Source organism: Paraburkholderia hiiakae (assembly GCF_904848665.1).
In the GTDB taxonomy this organism is placed as follows: Bacteria; Pseudomonadota; Gammaproteobacteria; order Burkholderiales; family Burkholderiaceae; genus Paraburkholderia; species Paraburkholderia hiiakae.
The window spans coordinates 170336-184719 of record NZ_CAJHCQ010000002.1 but is presented as its reverse complement, the minus strand read 5'-3'; the positions used below and the strand labels follow the sequence as shown (position 1 = coordinate 184719).

Annotated in this window: 16 protein-coding genes; 9 read left to right on the top strand and 7 right to left on the bottom strand. The window is 63.0% G+C overall.

Annotated elements, in window-relative coordinates; all coding sequences use genetic code 11:
• Both JMY28_RS04795 and JMY28_RS04790 read right to left on the bottom strand, forming a co-directional pair.
• Positions 1-1149 carry a branched-chain amino acid ABC transporter substrate-binding protein gene (locus tag JMY28_RS04795; RefSeq protein ID WP_201694756.1) on the bottom strand — a complete coding sequence of 383 codons (1149 nt, stop codon included), beginning with the start codon at positions 1147-1149 and terminating at the stop codon, positions 1-3.
• A 527-nt stretch (positions 1150-1676) separates the two neighbouring features.
• Entirely contained in the window at positions 1677-2879 is a 1203-nt protein-coding gene (locus JMY28_RS04790) for a polysaccharide pyruvyl transferase family protein (RefSeq protein ID WP_201694755.1), read from the bottom strand.
• 167 nt (positions 2880-3046) lie between these two features.
• Between JMY28_RS04790 and JMY28_RS04785 the strand changes: the two genes are divergently transcribed.
• Positions 3047-3472 (top strand): Fur family transcriptional regulator, encoded by a 426-nt coding sequence (locus tag JMY28_RS04785; RefSeq protein WP_201694754.1) that lies wholly within the window; start codon positions 3047-3049, stop codon positions 3470-3472.
• A 24-nt stretch (positions 3473-3496) separates the two neighbouring features.
• Here JMY28_RS04785 and JMY28_RS04780 read toward each other — a convergent pair whose 3' ends face one another.
• The gene (locus JMY28_RS04780) at positions 3497-3724 is read right to left on the bottom strand and encodes a zinc-binding dehydrogenase (RefSeq protein ID WP_236596696.1); all 228 of its coding nucleotides are present in this window, start codon (positions 3722-3724) and stop codon (positions 3497-3499) included.
• Positions 3725-3734: 10 nt separating this feature from the next.
• On the opposite strand from JMY28_RS04780, the gene JMY28_RS04775 reads away from it, so the two are divergent.
• From JMY28_RS04775 to JMY28_RS04765, 3 genes are all read left to right on the top strand, one after another.
• On the top strand, positions 3735-3905 hold the full coding sequence (locus tag JMY28_RS04775; RefSeq protein ID WP_201694752.1) for a hypothetical protein: 171 nt from the start codon (positions 3735-3737) through the stop codon (positions 3903-3905).
• 123 nt (positions 3906-4028) lie between these two features.
• Positions 4029-4844 (top strand): DUF1177 domain-containing protein, encoded by an 816-nt coding sequence (locus tag JMY28_RS04770; RefSeq protein WP_201695181.1) that lies wholly within the window; start codon positions 4029-4031, stop codon positions 4842-4844.
• Between the two features lie 139 nt (positions 4845-4983).
• Positions 4984-5418 carry a PRC-barrel domain-containing protein gene (locus JMY28_RS04765; protein ID WP_201694751.1) on the top strand — a complete coding sequence of 145 codons (435 nt, stop codon included), beginning with the start codon at positions 4984-4986 and terminating at the stop codon, positions 5416-5418.
• A 92-nt stretch (positions 5419-5510) separates the two neighbouring features.
• On the opposite strand, the gene JMY28_RS04760 is transcribed toward JMY28_RS04765, so the two are convergent.
• On the bottom strand, positions 5511-6365 hold the full coding sequence (locus tag JMY28_RS04760; RefSeq protein ID WP_201694750.1) for an urea carboxylase-associated family protein: 855 nt from the start codon (positions 6363-6365) through the stop codon (positions 5511-5513).
• Between the two features lie 167 nt (positions 6366-6532).
• Here JMY28_RS04760 and JMY28_RS04755 point away from each other — a divergent pair, with 167 nt between their 5' ends.
• From JMY28_RS04755 to JMY28_RS04745, 3 genes are all read left to right on the top strand, one after another.
• On the top strand, positions 6533-7432 hold the full coding sequence (locus JMY28_RS04755; protein WP_201694749.1) for a LysR family transcriptional regulator: 900 nt from the start codon (positions 6533-6535) through the stop codon (positions 7430-7432).
• Between the two features lie 212 nt (positions 7433-7644).
• Positions 7645-7956: an antibiotic biosynthesis monooxygenase family protein gene (locus JMY28_RS04750; RefSeq protein ID WP_201694748.1), complete on the top strand. Its 312-nt coding sequence runs from the start codon at positions 7645-7647 to the stop codon at positions 7954-7956.
• A 19-nt stretch (positions 7957-7975) separates the two neighbouring features.
• The gene (locus tag JMY28_RS04745) at positions 7976-8989 is read left to right on the top strand and encodes a zinc-binding alcohol dehydrogenase family protein (protein WP_201694747.1); all 1014 of its coding nucleotides are present in this window, start codon (positions 7976-7978) and stop codon (positions 8987-8989) included.
• An 11-nt stretch (positions 8990-9000) separates the two neighbouring features.
• Here the strand turns inward: JMY28_RS04745 and JMY28_RS04740 are convergent, their stop codons facing one another.
• Positions 9001-9555 carry a cysteine hydrolase family protein gene (locus JMY28_RS04740; RefSeq protein WP_201694746.1) on the bottom strand — a complete coding sequence of 185 codons (555 nt, stop codon included), beginning with the start codon at positions 9553-9555 and terminating at the stop codon, positions 9001-9003.
• A gap of 410 nt (positions 9556-9965) precedes the next feature.
• Here JMY28_RS04740 and JMY28_RS04735 point away from each other — a divergent pair, with 410 nt between their 5' ends.
• Entirely contained in the window at positions 9966-11096 is a 1131-nt protein-coding gene (locus JMY28_RS04735; protein WP_201694745.1) for an MBL fold metallo-hydrolase, read from the top strand.
• 54 nt (positions 11097-11150) lie between these two features.
• Here JMY28_RS04735 and JMY28_RS04730 read toward each other — a convergent pair whose 3' ends face one another.
• Positions 11151-11375, bottom strand: a complete 225-nt coding sequence (locus tag JMY28_RS04730; protein WP_236596695.1) for a hypothetical protein — start codon at positions 11373-11375, stop codon at positions 11151-11153.
• A 242-nt stretch (positions 11376-11617) separates the two neighbouring features.
• Positions 11618-12112, bottom strand: a complete 495-nt coding sequence (locus JMY28_RS04725) for a MarR family winged helix-turn-helix transcriptional regulator (protein WP_201694744.1) — start codon at positions 12110-12112, stop codon at positions 11618-11620.
• Positions 12113-12310: 198 nt separating this feature from the next.
• Here JMY28_RS04725 and JMY28_RS04720 point away from each other — a divergent pair, with 198 nt between their 5' ends.
• Positions 12311-14332 (top strand): oxidoreductase, encoded by a 2022-nt coding sequence (locus JMY28_RS04720; RefSeq protein ID WP_201694743.1) that lies wholly within the window; start codon positions 12311-12313, stop codon positions 14330-14332.
• Positions 14333-14384 lie beyond the last annotated feature (52 nt).

The following is a 14384-nucleotide window of genomic DNA, read 5'->3' as shown; positions in this document are numbered from 1 at the left end:
TCAGAGACCGCTTACCGTCTTGACCGTCACCCACTGGCCATTCTTCACCTGATACACAGTGGACGAACCGTTCTTGAGCGAGCCATTCGCGTTGAACTCGGTATGCCCGGTTATGCCCTCGAAATCGATGCTTTGCAGCTTCGCGCGATAGTCGTCGGGCTTCGTCGAATTGGCAGCCTGCATCGCCTTGATGGCGGCCCACGCCGCGTCGTAGCCGAACGGCGCGTACGAGAGCACGTCCACGCCATACTTCTGCTTGAAGCGGTCGGCGAACTTCGCGCCGACCGGCGTGCTGTCGAGCGGACGGCCGTATTCCCACGCCATGGCGCCTTCGGACACGTCGCCCGCGAGCTTGACGAAGTCCACGTCCTTCACGCCGCCGCCGCCCACGTACTGCGCCTTGATGCCAAGCTGGGCCATCTGCTTCATGATGCCGGCCGCCTGCGGATTGAGGGCGCCCACGAAAATCAGATCGGGGTTCTTGCTCTTGATGTTGGTGAGCTGCGTCTTGAAGTCCGTCGCCTGGTTCGTCGTGTACTCGCGGTCGACGATGTCGCCACCATGCGCTTTCACGGCTTTCACGAATTCGTCCGCTTCGCCCTGGCCGAAGGCCGTGCGGTCGTCGATCACGGCGATGCGCTTGGCCTTGGTCGTCGTAACCGCATAGGCGCCTGCGGTGCCCGCGTTTTGCGCGTCGCTCGAGATCACCATGAAGATGTTCTTGAAGCCGCGGCCGCTGATGACCGGGTTCGTGGCGGCCGGATCGATGTCGGGCAGGCCAGCCTTTTCGTACAGCTCGGAAGCGGGAATGGTCGTGCCCGAGTTGAAGTGGCCGACGACAACCGAAACGCCTTCGTCCACGAGCTTTTGCGCGACTTGCACGCCCACGCGCGGGTCGGCCTGATCGTCCTCGGCGACGAGTTCGAACGAGACGGGCTGGCCGTTGATTTTGACGCCTTGCGCCTTGGCGTCGTCGAGGGCCATTTTCACGCCGTTTTCCAGGTCTTTGCCGTAATTGGCGTTCGGTCCGGTGAGCGGTGCGGCAAAGCCGATTTTAACGACGGTATCCGCGCGCGAGGCGAGCGGCGCAACAGCGAGAAGTGCTCCAACGGCAACTGCGATAGGGGTAAGAGTCTTCGCAAAACGCATGTTGTTTCCTTTGTCGGCAAGCATGGGTTGACTGCTGTGGCGTGCATACCGGCTGCGCTCGCCGCATTTCCCGCTTTGCGCGGTCGGGGCGGCGGCCGGTTCACGACTCTTTTGTTCGCGTCGACTGCGTGTTGGGCTCCTCCAGATAGCGTGGTATCGATCGAACCGCTCCGCATGAAAAGCGCCGGGGCGAGACGCTAAAAGCGACTATAGGAAGCCAATATCGCTTCGTCTTGACCATTCGCGACGGTTTCCATGCGCATTTCTGCACAGCCGGCTCGATCGAGGCAATCGGGACAAGTACGCCTGCCGGCGCGAAACAAGGCGTAATAGAAATGTAATCGTCATGCGCGCCGAGCCCGGTAAAGCCTCCCATCACGCGCAATGCAGCACAACAATGACCTCACGCCTGTCACGACGAGAAATCATCCAATCATTCCGGCGCGACGATGACGCCGATCCGGATGCGCAGTCTCAGCCGGTCGAACCGTTCCCGGGGCCTGGGCCGCGCTGATTCAATTAAGTGGTCACCCCGCCACCACGGTTTCGAATTCCAACCGATACTGCCGTGCAAGCTCGGATGCAGTTTCGCGCAGTTGTTCGCAATCGGTCACTAGTGCATTGGCAACCGCATCGGCTAGATTCTCCAGATGCACAACGCCGCTTAGGCCCGCTGCTTCCCATGTCCGCACATAAGCCGCATGCTTGCTCGCCTTGGAAGAATGATCAGGATGACTGAAGTTAATGCGAGGAAGCGCATAAGCCATCGCGACGATACGACCGTGCAGGCTGCTGCCGCAATAAATCCGGCTGTCAGCGATCAACGCACAAATGTCCCAGACATTCAGCGAAGCGAACACGCGAACACGAGCCGCGCGCAGTCGAACCGAGAGGCGCTCATACACTTCCAGGTCATCGTGCCAGGGAGCGGCGCCCGCGCGAAACAGCACAATACCCAGGCCGTGCGCCTGCGCGACGCGTTCGAGTTGGGCGGATAGCGTATCGAGTGTCGCATCGTCGCCGAAGTCGGCGCTGAATTGCACGGCAGCATAGCCGTGCGGGAACGCTTGCCGGACTTCGCGCAGCGCGAGGCTTGTGGCGTGGCGGCGTATCGTCGTGCCGAACAAGACAGCCGTCATCGTGGCGGGGTCCGGGATCAGGCGGGCTTCGATGCCCCATTGCGCGAGTAGCGCCTGGGTTTGACAATCGCGCACGCTCACCGTGTCTGCGGAGCGCAGCGCGGTGAGCACGTCGGCGCCCAACTGCGCGTTGCGTGCTTCGAGATCGACGCCTCCCACCGCGTTGAACGAGAGATGCTTCACGCGCACGCCTGGCAACGCGGCCTTCGAAAGCGCATATGGCGCAAGTGACGCCACGCCAACATGCTTTTGCGCCCACGCGCGCCCGTTTCGTAGCCATTCACCCTCCGCGGCGATGAGCGTCGGCACGCGTTGCGGCGGCGCGAGCATCACAGCGGCTTCCCACGCATCGCAGGTCAACAACTCGCCGCCTGCGTGAATCACGTTCACGGCGCGGCTGCGCGCAAATGCGACGATACGCGAGAGCGCGACGGTGCGCGGTCCGCCATCGCCATGCGAATCTCGCGCGGCGAGCCCCGCGAACAGCCGTTCGCGGCGAGGCAGCATGCGCGCCACCACTTGTGCGATCAGCAGATCGCCGAAGTTGTGCCGGTCGAATGCGCCGAAGATCACCGTGGGCGTGGCAGCCATGTGGGCCTCAGTTCGTACTGTTGTCCAATACGCTTTCAATCTTTACGACGCCGCAGCATACAGCGGAGCGAGGCCAGGCCGTAACGTGCCGGACACCATACTGGCATAAGGAAACCTTAAGCAATTGTCGACGAAACTGTCGGCCTTGCCGACGTGTTTTCCATCGTATGAGAACGGTCTACTCCGAACTGAAGAGCGCGCGCCTGCGCCCGACGTCCAGCCGCGTGGCCGTGCTGAAGGTGTTTCATGAAGCGCCGCACGAGCATCTGACCGCCGACCAGGTCTTTCGCCGCATTGCAAAAGACGTGGAGCAATGCAGCCTCGCGAGCGTGTATCGCGCGCTTGCGCAACTGATGGAATCGTCCCTGCTCGACAGCACGTGGGTTGGCGAAACGCGCGTGGTGTACGAGCTTGGACGTGGCGTGCCGCACGCGCATCTCGTGTGCGAGAGCTGCAAGACCGTGGTCGATATCGACGAGCCCATGCTGCAGGAGCAGCACGCCGCCATTGCGGCGGCGAAGCGCTTTCGCTATGCGCATTCGAGTCTCGTCGTTTTCGGGCTTTGCGCCCAATGTGCCGCGGCTTCGATGTGAGCTGGCGCGCCATCGGCGCCACGTTCAGAGCGTGACGACGATCTTTCCGAACTGCTCGTTCGATTCCAGATAGCGGTGCGCCTCGACGATCTGCTCGAAGGAAAAAGTCCTGGCTATTACGGGCCGCAGTGCGTCCGCTTCCACGCCTTCCAGAATGAAGGCTTTGGCGCGCGTCAACCAATCAGGAATGCGAATGACATCATGTACGAGGTAGCCGCGTAGCGTCAGCGTTTTGCTCAGAACGGCGGTCAAGGGAAACGGCGTGGGCTCGCACACCGACATCTACGTCGCCGGCGCCTGGGAACGCGTGACCGGAGGCTGGGGCGGTCTTTTCGGCAATTCGACGACGAACGCTGCGGCAAACGCGGGTACGCAGCTCAACGGTCGCAACGAACAGGTTTCCGCACTGGCGGGACTGCGACACACGTTCTGAGATTCCCGTTTATTCTCGTTCCTCTGGCGAGTGCTCGCCGGGATTGATATTTCGTAGTACGAAGGTAACCATGACGACCGTCAACGGCGAACGCCCGCCGACACATCGACGACAGCCGACTTCATCTCGATCCCGATTCCCGGAACCGCGGGCAGAACGGCGGGCGGCAGCGCGCGCACGCTTGGCATCATCGGCCGTAATGGGGCGAGCGGCGGTCGCCCCGTGCGCATCGGGATGATTTCGGACGCGGACGGTCCGGTCGGCTCGATTGCGTGCGCGCTCAAGCTGGCGATGATGAAAGCGGCCGGCGACGATCTTCCCGGCGACGTCATCGTCACGACGCACATCGCGAAGAACGTGGCGATCAAGTACAACGATGGCGTGCCGTTCGCCGGCATGCCCGTGTCTTCCGCGACGATGAATGACCATCAGGTCTCGCCTGCCATGGACGCCATTCTTTCGATCGACGCTTCCAAGGGCAATCGCATCGTCAAACAGCGCGGCTTCGCGATCACGCCGACAGCGATGCAGGGCTACATCCTTCGCGTGTCGCCGGATCTCGTCAACGTCATGCAATCCACGACCGGCCGCTCGGCGTTCACGCTGCCGATCAGCCTCCAGGACATCACGCCGTACGACAACGGCCTTTACCATTTCAACAGCATCATGCAACCGCACGTGGCGACGCGCGCGCCGGTCGTGGGCGTCGCGCTGACCGCGCAATCGGTGGTAGGCGGCAGCGACTCGACGGCAAGCCACGAGATCGATATTGCCGAAGCGGTACGCTTCTGTCTGGAGGTGGCAAAGCGCTTTACGGTGGCGTCGCCGGACCATCCGTGCGAGTTCTGCAACGCGGCCGAATGGCAGGCTATCCGACACATGTACCCCGAGCTTGGCGTGTTTCAGACCTATGGGAATGGGCCGGCGGGTCGCTCCTGAATTGATCCAGGCCGGACTTCGCGCGCGCCTTGAGCGCAGCGCCGCGCCATACCGGCTACCATGACATCCCGCCTGCAGTCTCGCAGTGACTCGCAACGACCTGCGCGGCGAAATAACCGGAATACAGGAGCGAAACAAAATGTTTTTCCGCAAGACGATGTTGACCGTAGCCGTATTCAGCGCCGTGGTGGCCAGTGCCAGCGCGAATGCCCAGATCGCGGGCGCGCAGCCCTTGAGCGTTTCGGTCGAGCAGTCGCAGGCGCTGCTCGAAGGCTGGAGCGTGAAGAAGAGTGTGCTCGGCAAGCCCGTTTATAACGACGACAACGTGAAAATCGGCACCGTGCGCGACCTGATCGTCGCGCCGGACGGCTCGGTTTCCGCAGCCATCGTTGCGGCAGGCGGTTTCCTCGGCGTCGGTTCGCACGACGTGGCCGTGCCCATCGCATCGCTCGACGTGCGCCAGGGCAATCTCTATCTGGCCGGTGCCACCAAGGAAGCGCTGAAGGCCACGCCGGCGTTCCAGTACGCGAAGATCGAATCGCCGCCGAAGCCGAAGAAGGTCGACAAGCAGTAAGCTGCAGCCGCTGTACACCGTCGGGCCATGCGAACACTTAGGTGGGCGCATGGCCCGACGGCTTTTTGGGCGACGGTTTTCCTCACGGCGGTTCAGCAACCGCACTTCCAGTCGGGCTGTTGCAGCGCCATACCGTGCAGGCCGCGATATTCGGCAACAGGCGGCGAAGACCAGCCTTGCAGCAGCGCGGGCGCCAGCCGATAGACCTCAATGCCGAGCGGGCGGCAGACTTCCAGCGGGTCGCGGGCGTCCGGTCCCCACATCGGCAGCGAAAGGTCACCGCCGGGGCAGGTCGAAAGCGCGCACAACAGGTCGATCTCGGCGAAAAACTCGAGGTAGTCGCCCTTCTTCGCCGGGCAGGCCTTCATGAAGTACTTGTCCTCCAGATTCAGGCCGGTGCACTGGAACACGTTGAGCACATCGTGCACGTCGTATTCGGTCAGCCCATAGGGCGCGATGGCGCGCGTGAGATTCGAGTGGCAATGGAAATGGAAGTCTTCGCCGGTCAGCATGCGGTTCACGTAGGGGTCGCAGCGCGTGCCGAGCAGGTCGTGAACGCGTCCGCCATGCTCGTCCACACCGTAGCCGGCGAGGCTGTCGTCCGTGATGGTGACGAGCGGGCGCAGGAAGGGCAGCGTGGACCATAGGCGGTCGAAGGTGCTCACGTGCGCCTGCTGGAGCTGGCGCGTGCGCGAAGCCCACATGCGTTCGCGCGGATCGTGCCGGTTCCACAGATTGAGGTCGGCCACTTGCGGGCCTTCGATCGTCACGATGCGGAACACGTGTCCGGCGGGGACGCTCCAGGCCTGGCCCGAGCGTATCGGCACGACAATGGACTCGATCAGCTCGCGCTGATCTTGCTCTTCGGCGATGCGGCGGTAAAAGGGCTTGTTCACGTCGAGCGCGGAGCCCTTGGTCGACTGGTAGGCGGCGGGATAGTTCAGCATTGCCTCGTACTCCTGTATGAACGACCTGCGTTTCCAACTGGGGAGTATAGAACCGCAGCCCATTTCGCTGCGCCGCGCGCGCGGTGGCTTCGTGTACAGTTCGCTTACTCCATGACCGCGGCGCCTGCTTCCGAGGCGAGCGCAGCCCAACGAGAACGCGACGGTACATGATCAGACTGGAAGACCTCGTCATCTTTATCAGTGCGGCGGACAACGGGAGCCTCTCGGCCGCCGCGCGTGCGCTCGATCTCACGCCCGCCGTGGCGAGCGCGGGCCTGAAGCGCCTCGAAACCGAACTTGGCACGCGCCTGCTTGCACGCTCCACGCGTAGCTTGCGCCTCACGCCGGACGGCGAGCGCTACCTCGAGTACGCGCGCGGCGTCATGGAGCAGGTGGAGGCCGGCCAGAACGCCGTGGCGCACGGGCGCAAGATGATCGGCGGCACCGTGTCGCTGTCGATTCCTTCCGACCTCGGGCGCAATGTGCTCGCGCCCTGGCTCGACGACTTCCAGGCGCAGCATCCCGCAGTGTCGTTCCAGGTGCACATTGGCGACCACGTGACCGATATGTTCCGCTCGCCGGTGGCCGTGGCGGTTCGCTACGGCGTGCCCGAAGATTCCTCTCTCGTCGCGCTGCCGCTCGCGCCGGAAAACCGGCGCGTGCTGTGCGCCGCGCCCGGCTATTTCGCGCGTCACGGCAAACCCGCCACGCCCGCCGATCTCACGCGCCACAACTGCCTGCGCTTCGCGCTGAGCGACACGCTGCACGATCGCTGGACCTTCCATCGTGGCGACGATGCCAGCGTCGTCAACGTCCACGGCAACCGCAGCAGCGACGACGGCGAACTCGTTCGCCGCTGGGCCGTGGCGGGGCATGGCCTTGCGTACAAGTCGCGTCTGGACGTACTGGCCGATATCAAGGCGGGCCGCCTCGAAACCGCGCTCGACGCGTTTCAGGGCGAAGGCGCGCCGCTGCATCTCGTCTGCGCCCACCGCTCGATGCTGTCGCCAACCGTCAACGCGCTGCGCGATGTGCTGCGCGATCGCATTGCCGCCTTTCTTGCCTGACGTGTGATTGCGCAGTAAGCCCGTTCGCTGGTCCGATACCTGTCCCGATCGCCATCGGGCCAGGCCTGCATCCGTCTTTCCCATAGGTCCCGCCGCTCGATCTTGCTCGCGATCTTCAAAGCGGCTTTGAAGGTGAATTCGCCGTTTGCCGCTATGCGCGCCACGCGTGCTGGCCGATTATTCGTACCAAGACGACCGGCACGGAGGCTTGGATGATCGTTGCGATAGGCCGCTTTTACCTGAGAGCAGACAAGATTTCGCGTTTCGAGGCGGCCTGGCTGCGCGTATGCCCGCTGCTCACGAAAAAGCCGGGCTATCGTGGTCATCGCCTCGGTCCGCAGTGCGAAGACGAAGGCTGCTATGTGCTGGAAGTGGAATGGGACAGCCTCGACGCGCAGAGCGCGTTCATGATGCACGGCGATTTCCAGAACTTCCTGCACGCGCTGTGGCCATACTTTTCGGCGGACCCCGACCTTTATCACTTCGAGCCGCTCGCGCAACCGAGCCGGTTTGCCGCAATTTGACTGTCTGGAGGTATTCACGATGAAAGCGATTGGTTACTACCGCAACCTTCCCATTAGCGACCCCGAATCGTTGATCGATCTCGAACTGCCCGATCCGCAGCCGGGCCCGCGCGATCTGCTCGTCGAAGTGCACGCGGTGTCGGTCAACCCGGTCGACGTGAAGGTGCGTGCGAAGATGGCGCCCGAAAACGGCGAGGCGAAAGTGATCGGCTGGGACGCGAGCGGCATCGTGCGCGCCGTGGGCCGCGACGTGACGCTCTTCAAGCCGGGCGACCGCGTATGGTACGCGGGCTCGCTGCTGCGCCCCGGCACCAACAGCGAACTGCACGTGGTGGACGAGCGCATTGTGGGCAGCATGCCGCAAACGCTGAACTTCGCCGAGGCGGCCGCGTTGCCGCTTACCTCCATCACGGCGTGGGAACTGCTGTTCGACCGCCTCAAGGTGCCAGAGGGCACGGCGCCGTCCGGCGACTCGCTGCTCGTGATCGGCGCGGCGGGCGGCGTGGGCTCGGTGCTCGTGCAGTTGGCGCGCAAGCTCACGGGCCTCACGGTGATCGGCACGGCGTCGCGGCCCGAAACATCGAAGTGGGTGAGCGAACTGGGTGCGCATCACGTTATCGATCATTCGAAGCCGCTTTCGCAGGAGCTCAAGCGTATCGGCATGGAAGGCGTGGACTATATCGCGAGCCTGAACCAGACCGATCGTCACTTCGACGAGATCGTCGCCTCGATCAATCCTCAGGGGCATCTCGCGCTGATCGACGACCCGGAGCTGTTCGACTTCCGCAAGCTCAAGAGGAAGAGCGTGGCGCTCCATTGGGAATTCATGTACACGCGCTCGATGTTCGGCACGAAAGACCAGATTCGCCAGCACGATCTGCTCGACCGCATGGCTACGCTCATCGACGAAGGCGTGTTGCGCACGACGCTCAACGAGAGCTTCGGGACCATCAATGCGACGAACCTGCGCCGGGCGCACGAGCTCGTGGAAACCAACCGCTCACGCGGCAAGCTCGTGCTCGAAGGGTTCTAAACAACGGACTGCTAAAGGAAGCCGAATGCACTGTCGAACGTACAATCGGCGGTGCTCACGAGCTTCACGAACGGACCGCTTAAGGTGCGGTTATGGTGTTCGATAATCGACGCGGCGCTCAACACGGGCGTATCCATGGTCGTGTGGGCGTCCGCGACGAGCAGCGGCTGAAAACCCAGGTCGCCCGCGGCGCGGCAGGTCGAGTCCACGCAATACTCCGTCTGCATTCCCGCGATGACGAGCTCGCCCACGTTGGCGCGCGCGAGCCGTTGCGCGAGATCGGTGCCGGTAAAGCAACTGGGGCGATGCTTCTCGAACACACTGTCGATGTCCGGGTCGATGGCGAGCGTCGGCAGCAAGCGCGTGAGTGGACTGCCCGGCTCGATGGGCGAGCCCGGCGGCCCGACGTGGCGCGCAGCGAAGACCGGCGCACGAGCCTTGCGGGCTTTCGCAATCAATTCGGTGATATTGGCGAGTACGCGCTGACCGTCAAATGGCGTATTGGGGCCGTTGAACAAGCCCTCCTGCATATCGATGATGAGAAGGGCACGAGCGAGTCTGGGCATGGTGGTTCTCCAGTAGTTGTGCCCGCAACGTACGGAGAAACGACAAGGCCCCGTCCATTGCTGGCGGGGCCCTGTGGTCGATACGAAATCTAACGTGTGCGCACCGAACTCACGACCCGCCGGAAGCGGTCGTGGTAGTCGTCGTGGAGAGCAGGTGCGCGTTCATGAGGACGATCATGCAGGAGGCGGCCTGTAGCGTCAACTGTGTTGCGCTCGTTGCTTGCACATCGATGCGTGTGCGTTGCGCCGGCACGCTTACGGGCCCGCACGATTCGCATGACAACGACCTTTCGTTTCGGTGAATGCGCCGGGCGAATGTGCGGTAGCGCACATTCGCGTGGACCCTTCGCATCGGGCATAAGGGTCTGTCACCTACCATGCGGTGAGTCGCGAGCGACGGAGGTCGGACAATGGATGATCGATATCTGGGTAACTGGTCGCGCCGCAGAATACTGCGCGCCGGCGGATTCAGCGCGCTAGGGGTGCTTGCGGGAGCGATGTTCGGCGAATCGCGGGTCGCGTTTGCCGAGCCGCTGAGCGGACCGGTGCCCGTTGTCGATCGCGTATCGGTACGCGTGGTCACCGACTCGTCGTATTCCGCGCTGGAGAGCAGCCGCCGTATCGGCAACGTCGATGTGCAGCGCTTTGGCCTCGCGCTTGGGCAAGATCAACCGCCCCGCCTCGCCATCGAAAACGAATGGGGGCTCTCGATGCATGTCGAGTCCGCACAGGCGGACCAGATCAGGCGCATCCTGATCGACTTCGGCTACACGCCCGAGACGTTGAACAATAACGTCGCACTCCTGAAGATCGACCCGGCGCAACTCGATGCGTTGTTGCTGACACACGGCCACTACGACCACTTCGGCGGCATGGTTGGCTTTCTCCAGGCGAATCAGGGCAAGCTGAAGGCGAAGCTGCCCATCTACCTGGGAGGCGAGGAATGCTTCTGCACGCGCGAGATCGGCGTGCGTCAGTTCGGTTCGCTCGACCGGCAGGCCATGCGCGACGCCAATCTGAACATCGTCTTTGCCGAGCACCCGGCAGTGGTGGCGGGCCATGCGTTCACCACGGGCTGGATTCCCCAGACCACGTTCGAGAAACCGCTCAATCCGAGCAATATGACCGTTGGCGTCCACAATGGCGTGGGCTGCGCCGCGGACAAACTACCGGCGGCCAAGCAAAACGCCACGACAATTCCCGACGATTTTCAGCACGAGCAGGGCACCGCGTATATGGTGAAAGACAGAGGTCTCGTGGTGCTGACTTCGTGCGCGCACCGGGGCGTGCTCAATACTGTGAAAACGGCGATGAAGGTGTCGGGCGTCGACCACGTGCACGCGATCCTCGGCGGCTTCCATCTAGCGCCGCAACCGCCGGAGTATCAGCAGGCCACCGTGGACGTGCTGAAGGAAATCGATCCGGACTACATCGTTCCGATGCATTGTTCCGGTGAAGTGTTCTACTCGATGGTGACTCAGGCCATGCCAGGAAAGGTGCTGTGGTCGTCCACGGGCACACGCTTTACCTTCGGCGCTTGACAAGGGAGAGGGCAGACAGCTCGACGGTCAACATCGCCGTCGAGCTGGCGCGCGTCAGCGCGAAGCTTCGGGGCGCTTCCAATGCGCGTTGGCGTGCTTGTCCGTAATGCGGACGTTGGCCAGCAGCGGCTTATAGCCCCGCAGGACGATCTCGCTGATCGCGAGAAGCTCCGAGCGAAAGATGTTGTCGGCGAACTTGGTGCCGTCCGCGAATTCCAGGGCGTAGCCATCGATTGGCCCCCACTGGCCCCTCGGTAACGGTTCGATATACACGTCCATGATGAGTCTCCATTGAATAACAAGCGAATAAGAAGCGTCGTTGGATTCAGTCTATCTCAGTGACAGACGACTTCCCTGCCGCTTTGCGGCGCTGCAATTTCCTTGTTGTTCAATGGCTTACGTGATGTCTTTCACGATAAGAGAAGGTGTCCTTCCATGTGCAATTGCTGGCCCGCATTCGGAAATGCGCAATTTGCACACACCGGGCGCGCATTGCACGATATGAAAGCGCGAGGGTGCATTCACTCCGGCTCGCGCTGCGCCTGTTCGCCCAGATCGATCTCGTCCAGGCCCTTGTTCAGCTGATTCAGGAAATGCACGAGCGAAACCTTGTCGTCGAAGCGAAAGCTCGCGAGCGCCTGGCGATAGAACTCGTAGATCTTCGGCTGCAGACTCTCCCAGAACACTTTGCCTTGCTTGGTGAGCACGACTTTTTTCGCGCGCCGGTCCACGGTGTCGGCTACACGCAGCACGTGCTCGTCGCGCTCCAGACGCTTGAGTACGCCGTCGAGACTCTGGCGGCTCACCACGAGATAGTCGGCCAGCTCGGAAAACGACATGCCCTGCGCTACCTGCGGGCGCGAGAGCGCGCCCAGCACCGACCACTGCACGGTGGTGATGCCGAGCGCCTTGGCCGTCTGCCGGTCTAGCGTGTTGCCTGCCTGGAACAGCCGGAAGAACAACCGGTTGTGAATGGACGAGACGGATTGGTCGTACGACGGGTCGTTCTGGGTCATGTGGGCCTTTCGGTCCCCGCGCTAGCGCGCAGGCAATGAGACAAATACCTGATACGAAAATAGTGACGGGAAGTGGGTGCGCCGTCCATTTGGGCATTACCCCTCCTCGCGCCATCAATATATATCATGATATTGACGCAATTAGGTGGCTCGCCTAGAGTCGTGAAACGACGCACGAGAATATCAAGAGACAACCCCATGGCGACCTTCGACCGGCTTTTGACCCCGCTTCGCGTTGGCGCGACGCTGCTCCCCAACCGCATGGTGATGGGTGCGATGCACACGCGGCTCGAAACGCTCGATCGTCCGCACGAGCGTCTCGCCGCGTTCTATGCGGCGCGCGCAGCCGGGGAGATCGGCCTGATCCTGAGTGGCGGGTTCGCGCCGAATCCCGAAGGCGTGATGGAGCCGGGCGGCCCGCTGTTCAATCGCGCGGAGCAGCTCGACGAGCATCGCGTTGTGACCCGCGCGGTTCATGAAGCAGGAGGAAAGATCGTGCTGCAGATTCTGCACGCGGGCCGTTATGCGAAAGTGCCCGAGTGTGTGGGCCCCACGGCCGCCAAGGCAAGAATCAACGCATACGCGCCGCGCGCGCTCAGCACGCAGGAGGTGCGCGCCACCATCGCCGATTTCGCCTGCACGGCGGCGTTAGCGGTTCAGGCCGGCTACGATGGCGTGGAGATCATGGGCTCGGAAGGCTATCTCATCAACGAGTTCACGGCCGCGCTCACCAACGCGCGCGACGACGAATTCGGCGGCAGCTTCGCAGGCCGCATCCGCTTTGCGCTCGATATCGTGCGCGCCGTGCGCGCGGAAATGGGCCGCGAGCCCATGCTGATCTACCGTATCTCCTCCATCGACCTCGTGGAAGGCGGCATGAGCGGCGCCGAAACCGCGGCGTTCGCCAAGGAGATCGAAGCGGCCGGCGCGGATCTCATCAACACGGGCGTGGGCTGGCACGAGTCGGCCGTGCCGACCATCGCGGCGTGCGTGCCGCGCGCGGCGTGGCGCGACGCGATTCGCAACGTCAAAGAGGCGGTATCGATTCCGGTGATGGCGTCGAACCGCATCAACATGCCCGAAGTTGCCGAAGAACTGATCGCCTCCGGCGTAGCCGATCTCGTTTCGATGGCGCGCCCGCTGCTCGCCGACCCGGACTTCGCGAAGAAGACCCGGCTGGGTATGGCCGACGAAATCAACACCTGCATCGGCTGCAATCAGGCGTGCCTCGACCGCATCTTCACGGAACGCACCGCGACGTGCCTCGTCAATCCGCGCGCCGGGCGCGAGATCGAATTCGCGGCAGGCAAGGCCAAGCAGCCCAAACGCATTGCGGTCGTGGGCGGCGGACCGGCGGGTATGGCGTTCGCGCTCAACGCGGCTGAGCGCGGCCATCAGCTGACGTTGTTCGAAGCCCATGCGCGGCTGGGGGGCCAGTTGAATCTTGCGAAGGTCGTGCCCGGCAAAGCCGAGTTTCACGAGATGCTGCGTTATTTCGAGGTGCGGTTAGAGCGTCTCGGCGTAGCGGTGCGGCTTGGACATGCGCCCACTGCGCAAGCACTCGCAAGCGAGACGTTTGACGAGGTCGTCATCGCCACGGGCGTCACGCCGCGCGTGCCCGATATCGTTGGCGTCGATCATCCGAAGGCGGTGTCGTATATCGACGTGCTCACGGGCAAGGTCGAAGTGGGCGCGCGTGTCGCGATCATCGGCGCGGGCGGCATCGGCTTCGACGTGGCCGAGTATCTGTTGGGCGACGCGCAGGAAGCGCTGGACCGTGGGGTGTTTTTCCGCGCATGGGGTGTCGATCCCGCGAATGCGAATGCGGGCGGCCTGACGCGTGTCGACGCTCATGGCGCGCCGCGCCGCAGTGTCCATATGTTCCAGCGTAAGGCGCAGCCGCTCGGCAAGGGGCTCGGTAAATCGACGGGATGGATCCTGAAGGCACGCATGCGCCAGGCGAACGTGATGATGACCTCGGGCGTGGCGTACGATGCGATCGACGACGAAGGCCTGCACTATCGCGTGGATGGCAAGCCGCATGTGCTCGCCGTGGATCATGTCGTGTTGTGCGCGGGGCAGCATTCGAACCGCACGCTCTACGATGAACTCGTCGCGCGCGGCGCACAACCGAAGGTGATCGGCGGCGCCGATGTCGCGGCCGAACTGGACGCGCTGCGCGCGATCGATCAAGCCGCGCGGCTGGCGATGACGCTGTGATGTTGCACGACTTCGGCGCGTAAAATGCGAAGGATTCGTGCAATCTGAACGT

What these genes read in the sequence shown, in the direction of transcription:
- JMY28_RS04725 (WP_201694744.1), bottom strand. Translation starts at nt 12,112, where the DNA reads ATGACCCAGAACGACCCGTCGTACGACCAATCCGTCTCGTCCATTCAC.
- JMY28_RS04745 (WP_201694747.1), top strand. Translation starts at nt 7,976, where the DNA reads ATGAAAGCGATTGGTTACTACCGCAACCTTCCCATTAGCGACCCCGAA.
- JMY28_RS04790 (WP_201694755.1), bottom strand. Translation starts at nt 2,879, where the DNA reads ATGGCTGCCACGCCCACGGTGATCTTCGGCGCATTCGACCGGCACAAC.
- JMY28_RS04740 (WP_201694746.1), bottom strand. Translation starts at nt 9,555, where the DNA reads ATGCCCAGACTCGCTCGTGCCCTTCTCATCATCGATATGCAGGAGGGC.
- JMY28_RS04755 (WP_201694749.1), top strand. Translation starts at nt 6,533, where the DNA reads ATGATCAGACTGGAAGACCTCGTCATCTTTATCAGTGCGGCGGACAAC.
- JMY28_RS04765 (WP_201694751.1), top strand. Translation starts at nt 4,984, where the DNA reads ATGTTTTTCCGCAAGACGATGTTGACCGTAGCCGTATTCAGCGCCGTG.
- JMY28_RS04785 (WP_201694754.1), top strand. Translation starts at nt 3,047, where the DNA reads ATGAGAACGGTCTACTCCGAACTGAAGAGCGCGCGCCTGCGCCCGACG.
- JMY28_RS04750 (WP_201694748.1), top strand. Translation starts at nt 7,645, where the DNA reads ATGATCGTTGCGATAGGCCGCTTTTACCTGAGAGCAGACAAGATTTCG.
- JMY28_RS04760 (WP_201694750.1), bottom strand. Translation starts at nt 6,365, where the DNA reads ATGCTGAACTATCCCGCCGCCTACCAGTCGACCAAGGGCTCCGCGCTC.
- JMY28_RS04730 (WP_236596695.1), bottom strand. Translation starts at nt 11,375, where the DNA reads ATGGACGTGTATATCGAACCGTTACCGAGGGGCCAGTGGGGGCCAATC.
- JMY28_RS04795 (WP_201694756.1), bottom strand. Translation starts at nt 1,149, where the DNA reads ATGCGTTTTGCGAAGACTCTTACCCCTATCGCAGTTGCCGTTGGAGCA.
- JMY28_RS04720 (WP_201694743.1), top strand. Translation starts at nt 12,311, where the DNA reads ATGGCGACCTTCGACCGGCTTTTGACCCCGCTTCGCGTTGGCGCGACG.
- JMY28_RS04735 (WP_201694745.1), top strand. Translation starts at nt 9,966, where the DNA reads ATGGATGATCGATATCTGGGTAACTGGTCGCGCCGCAGAATACTGCGC.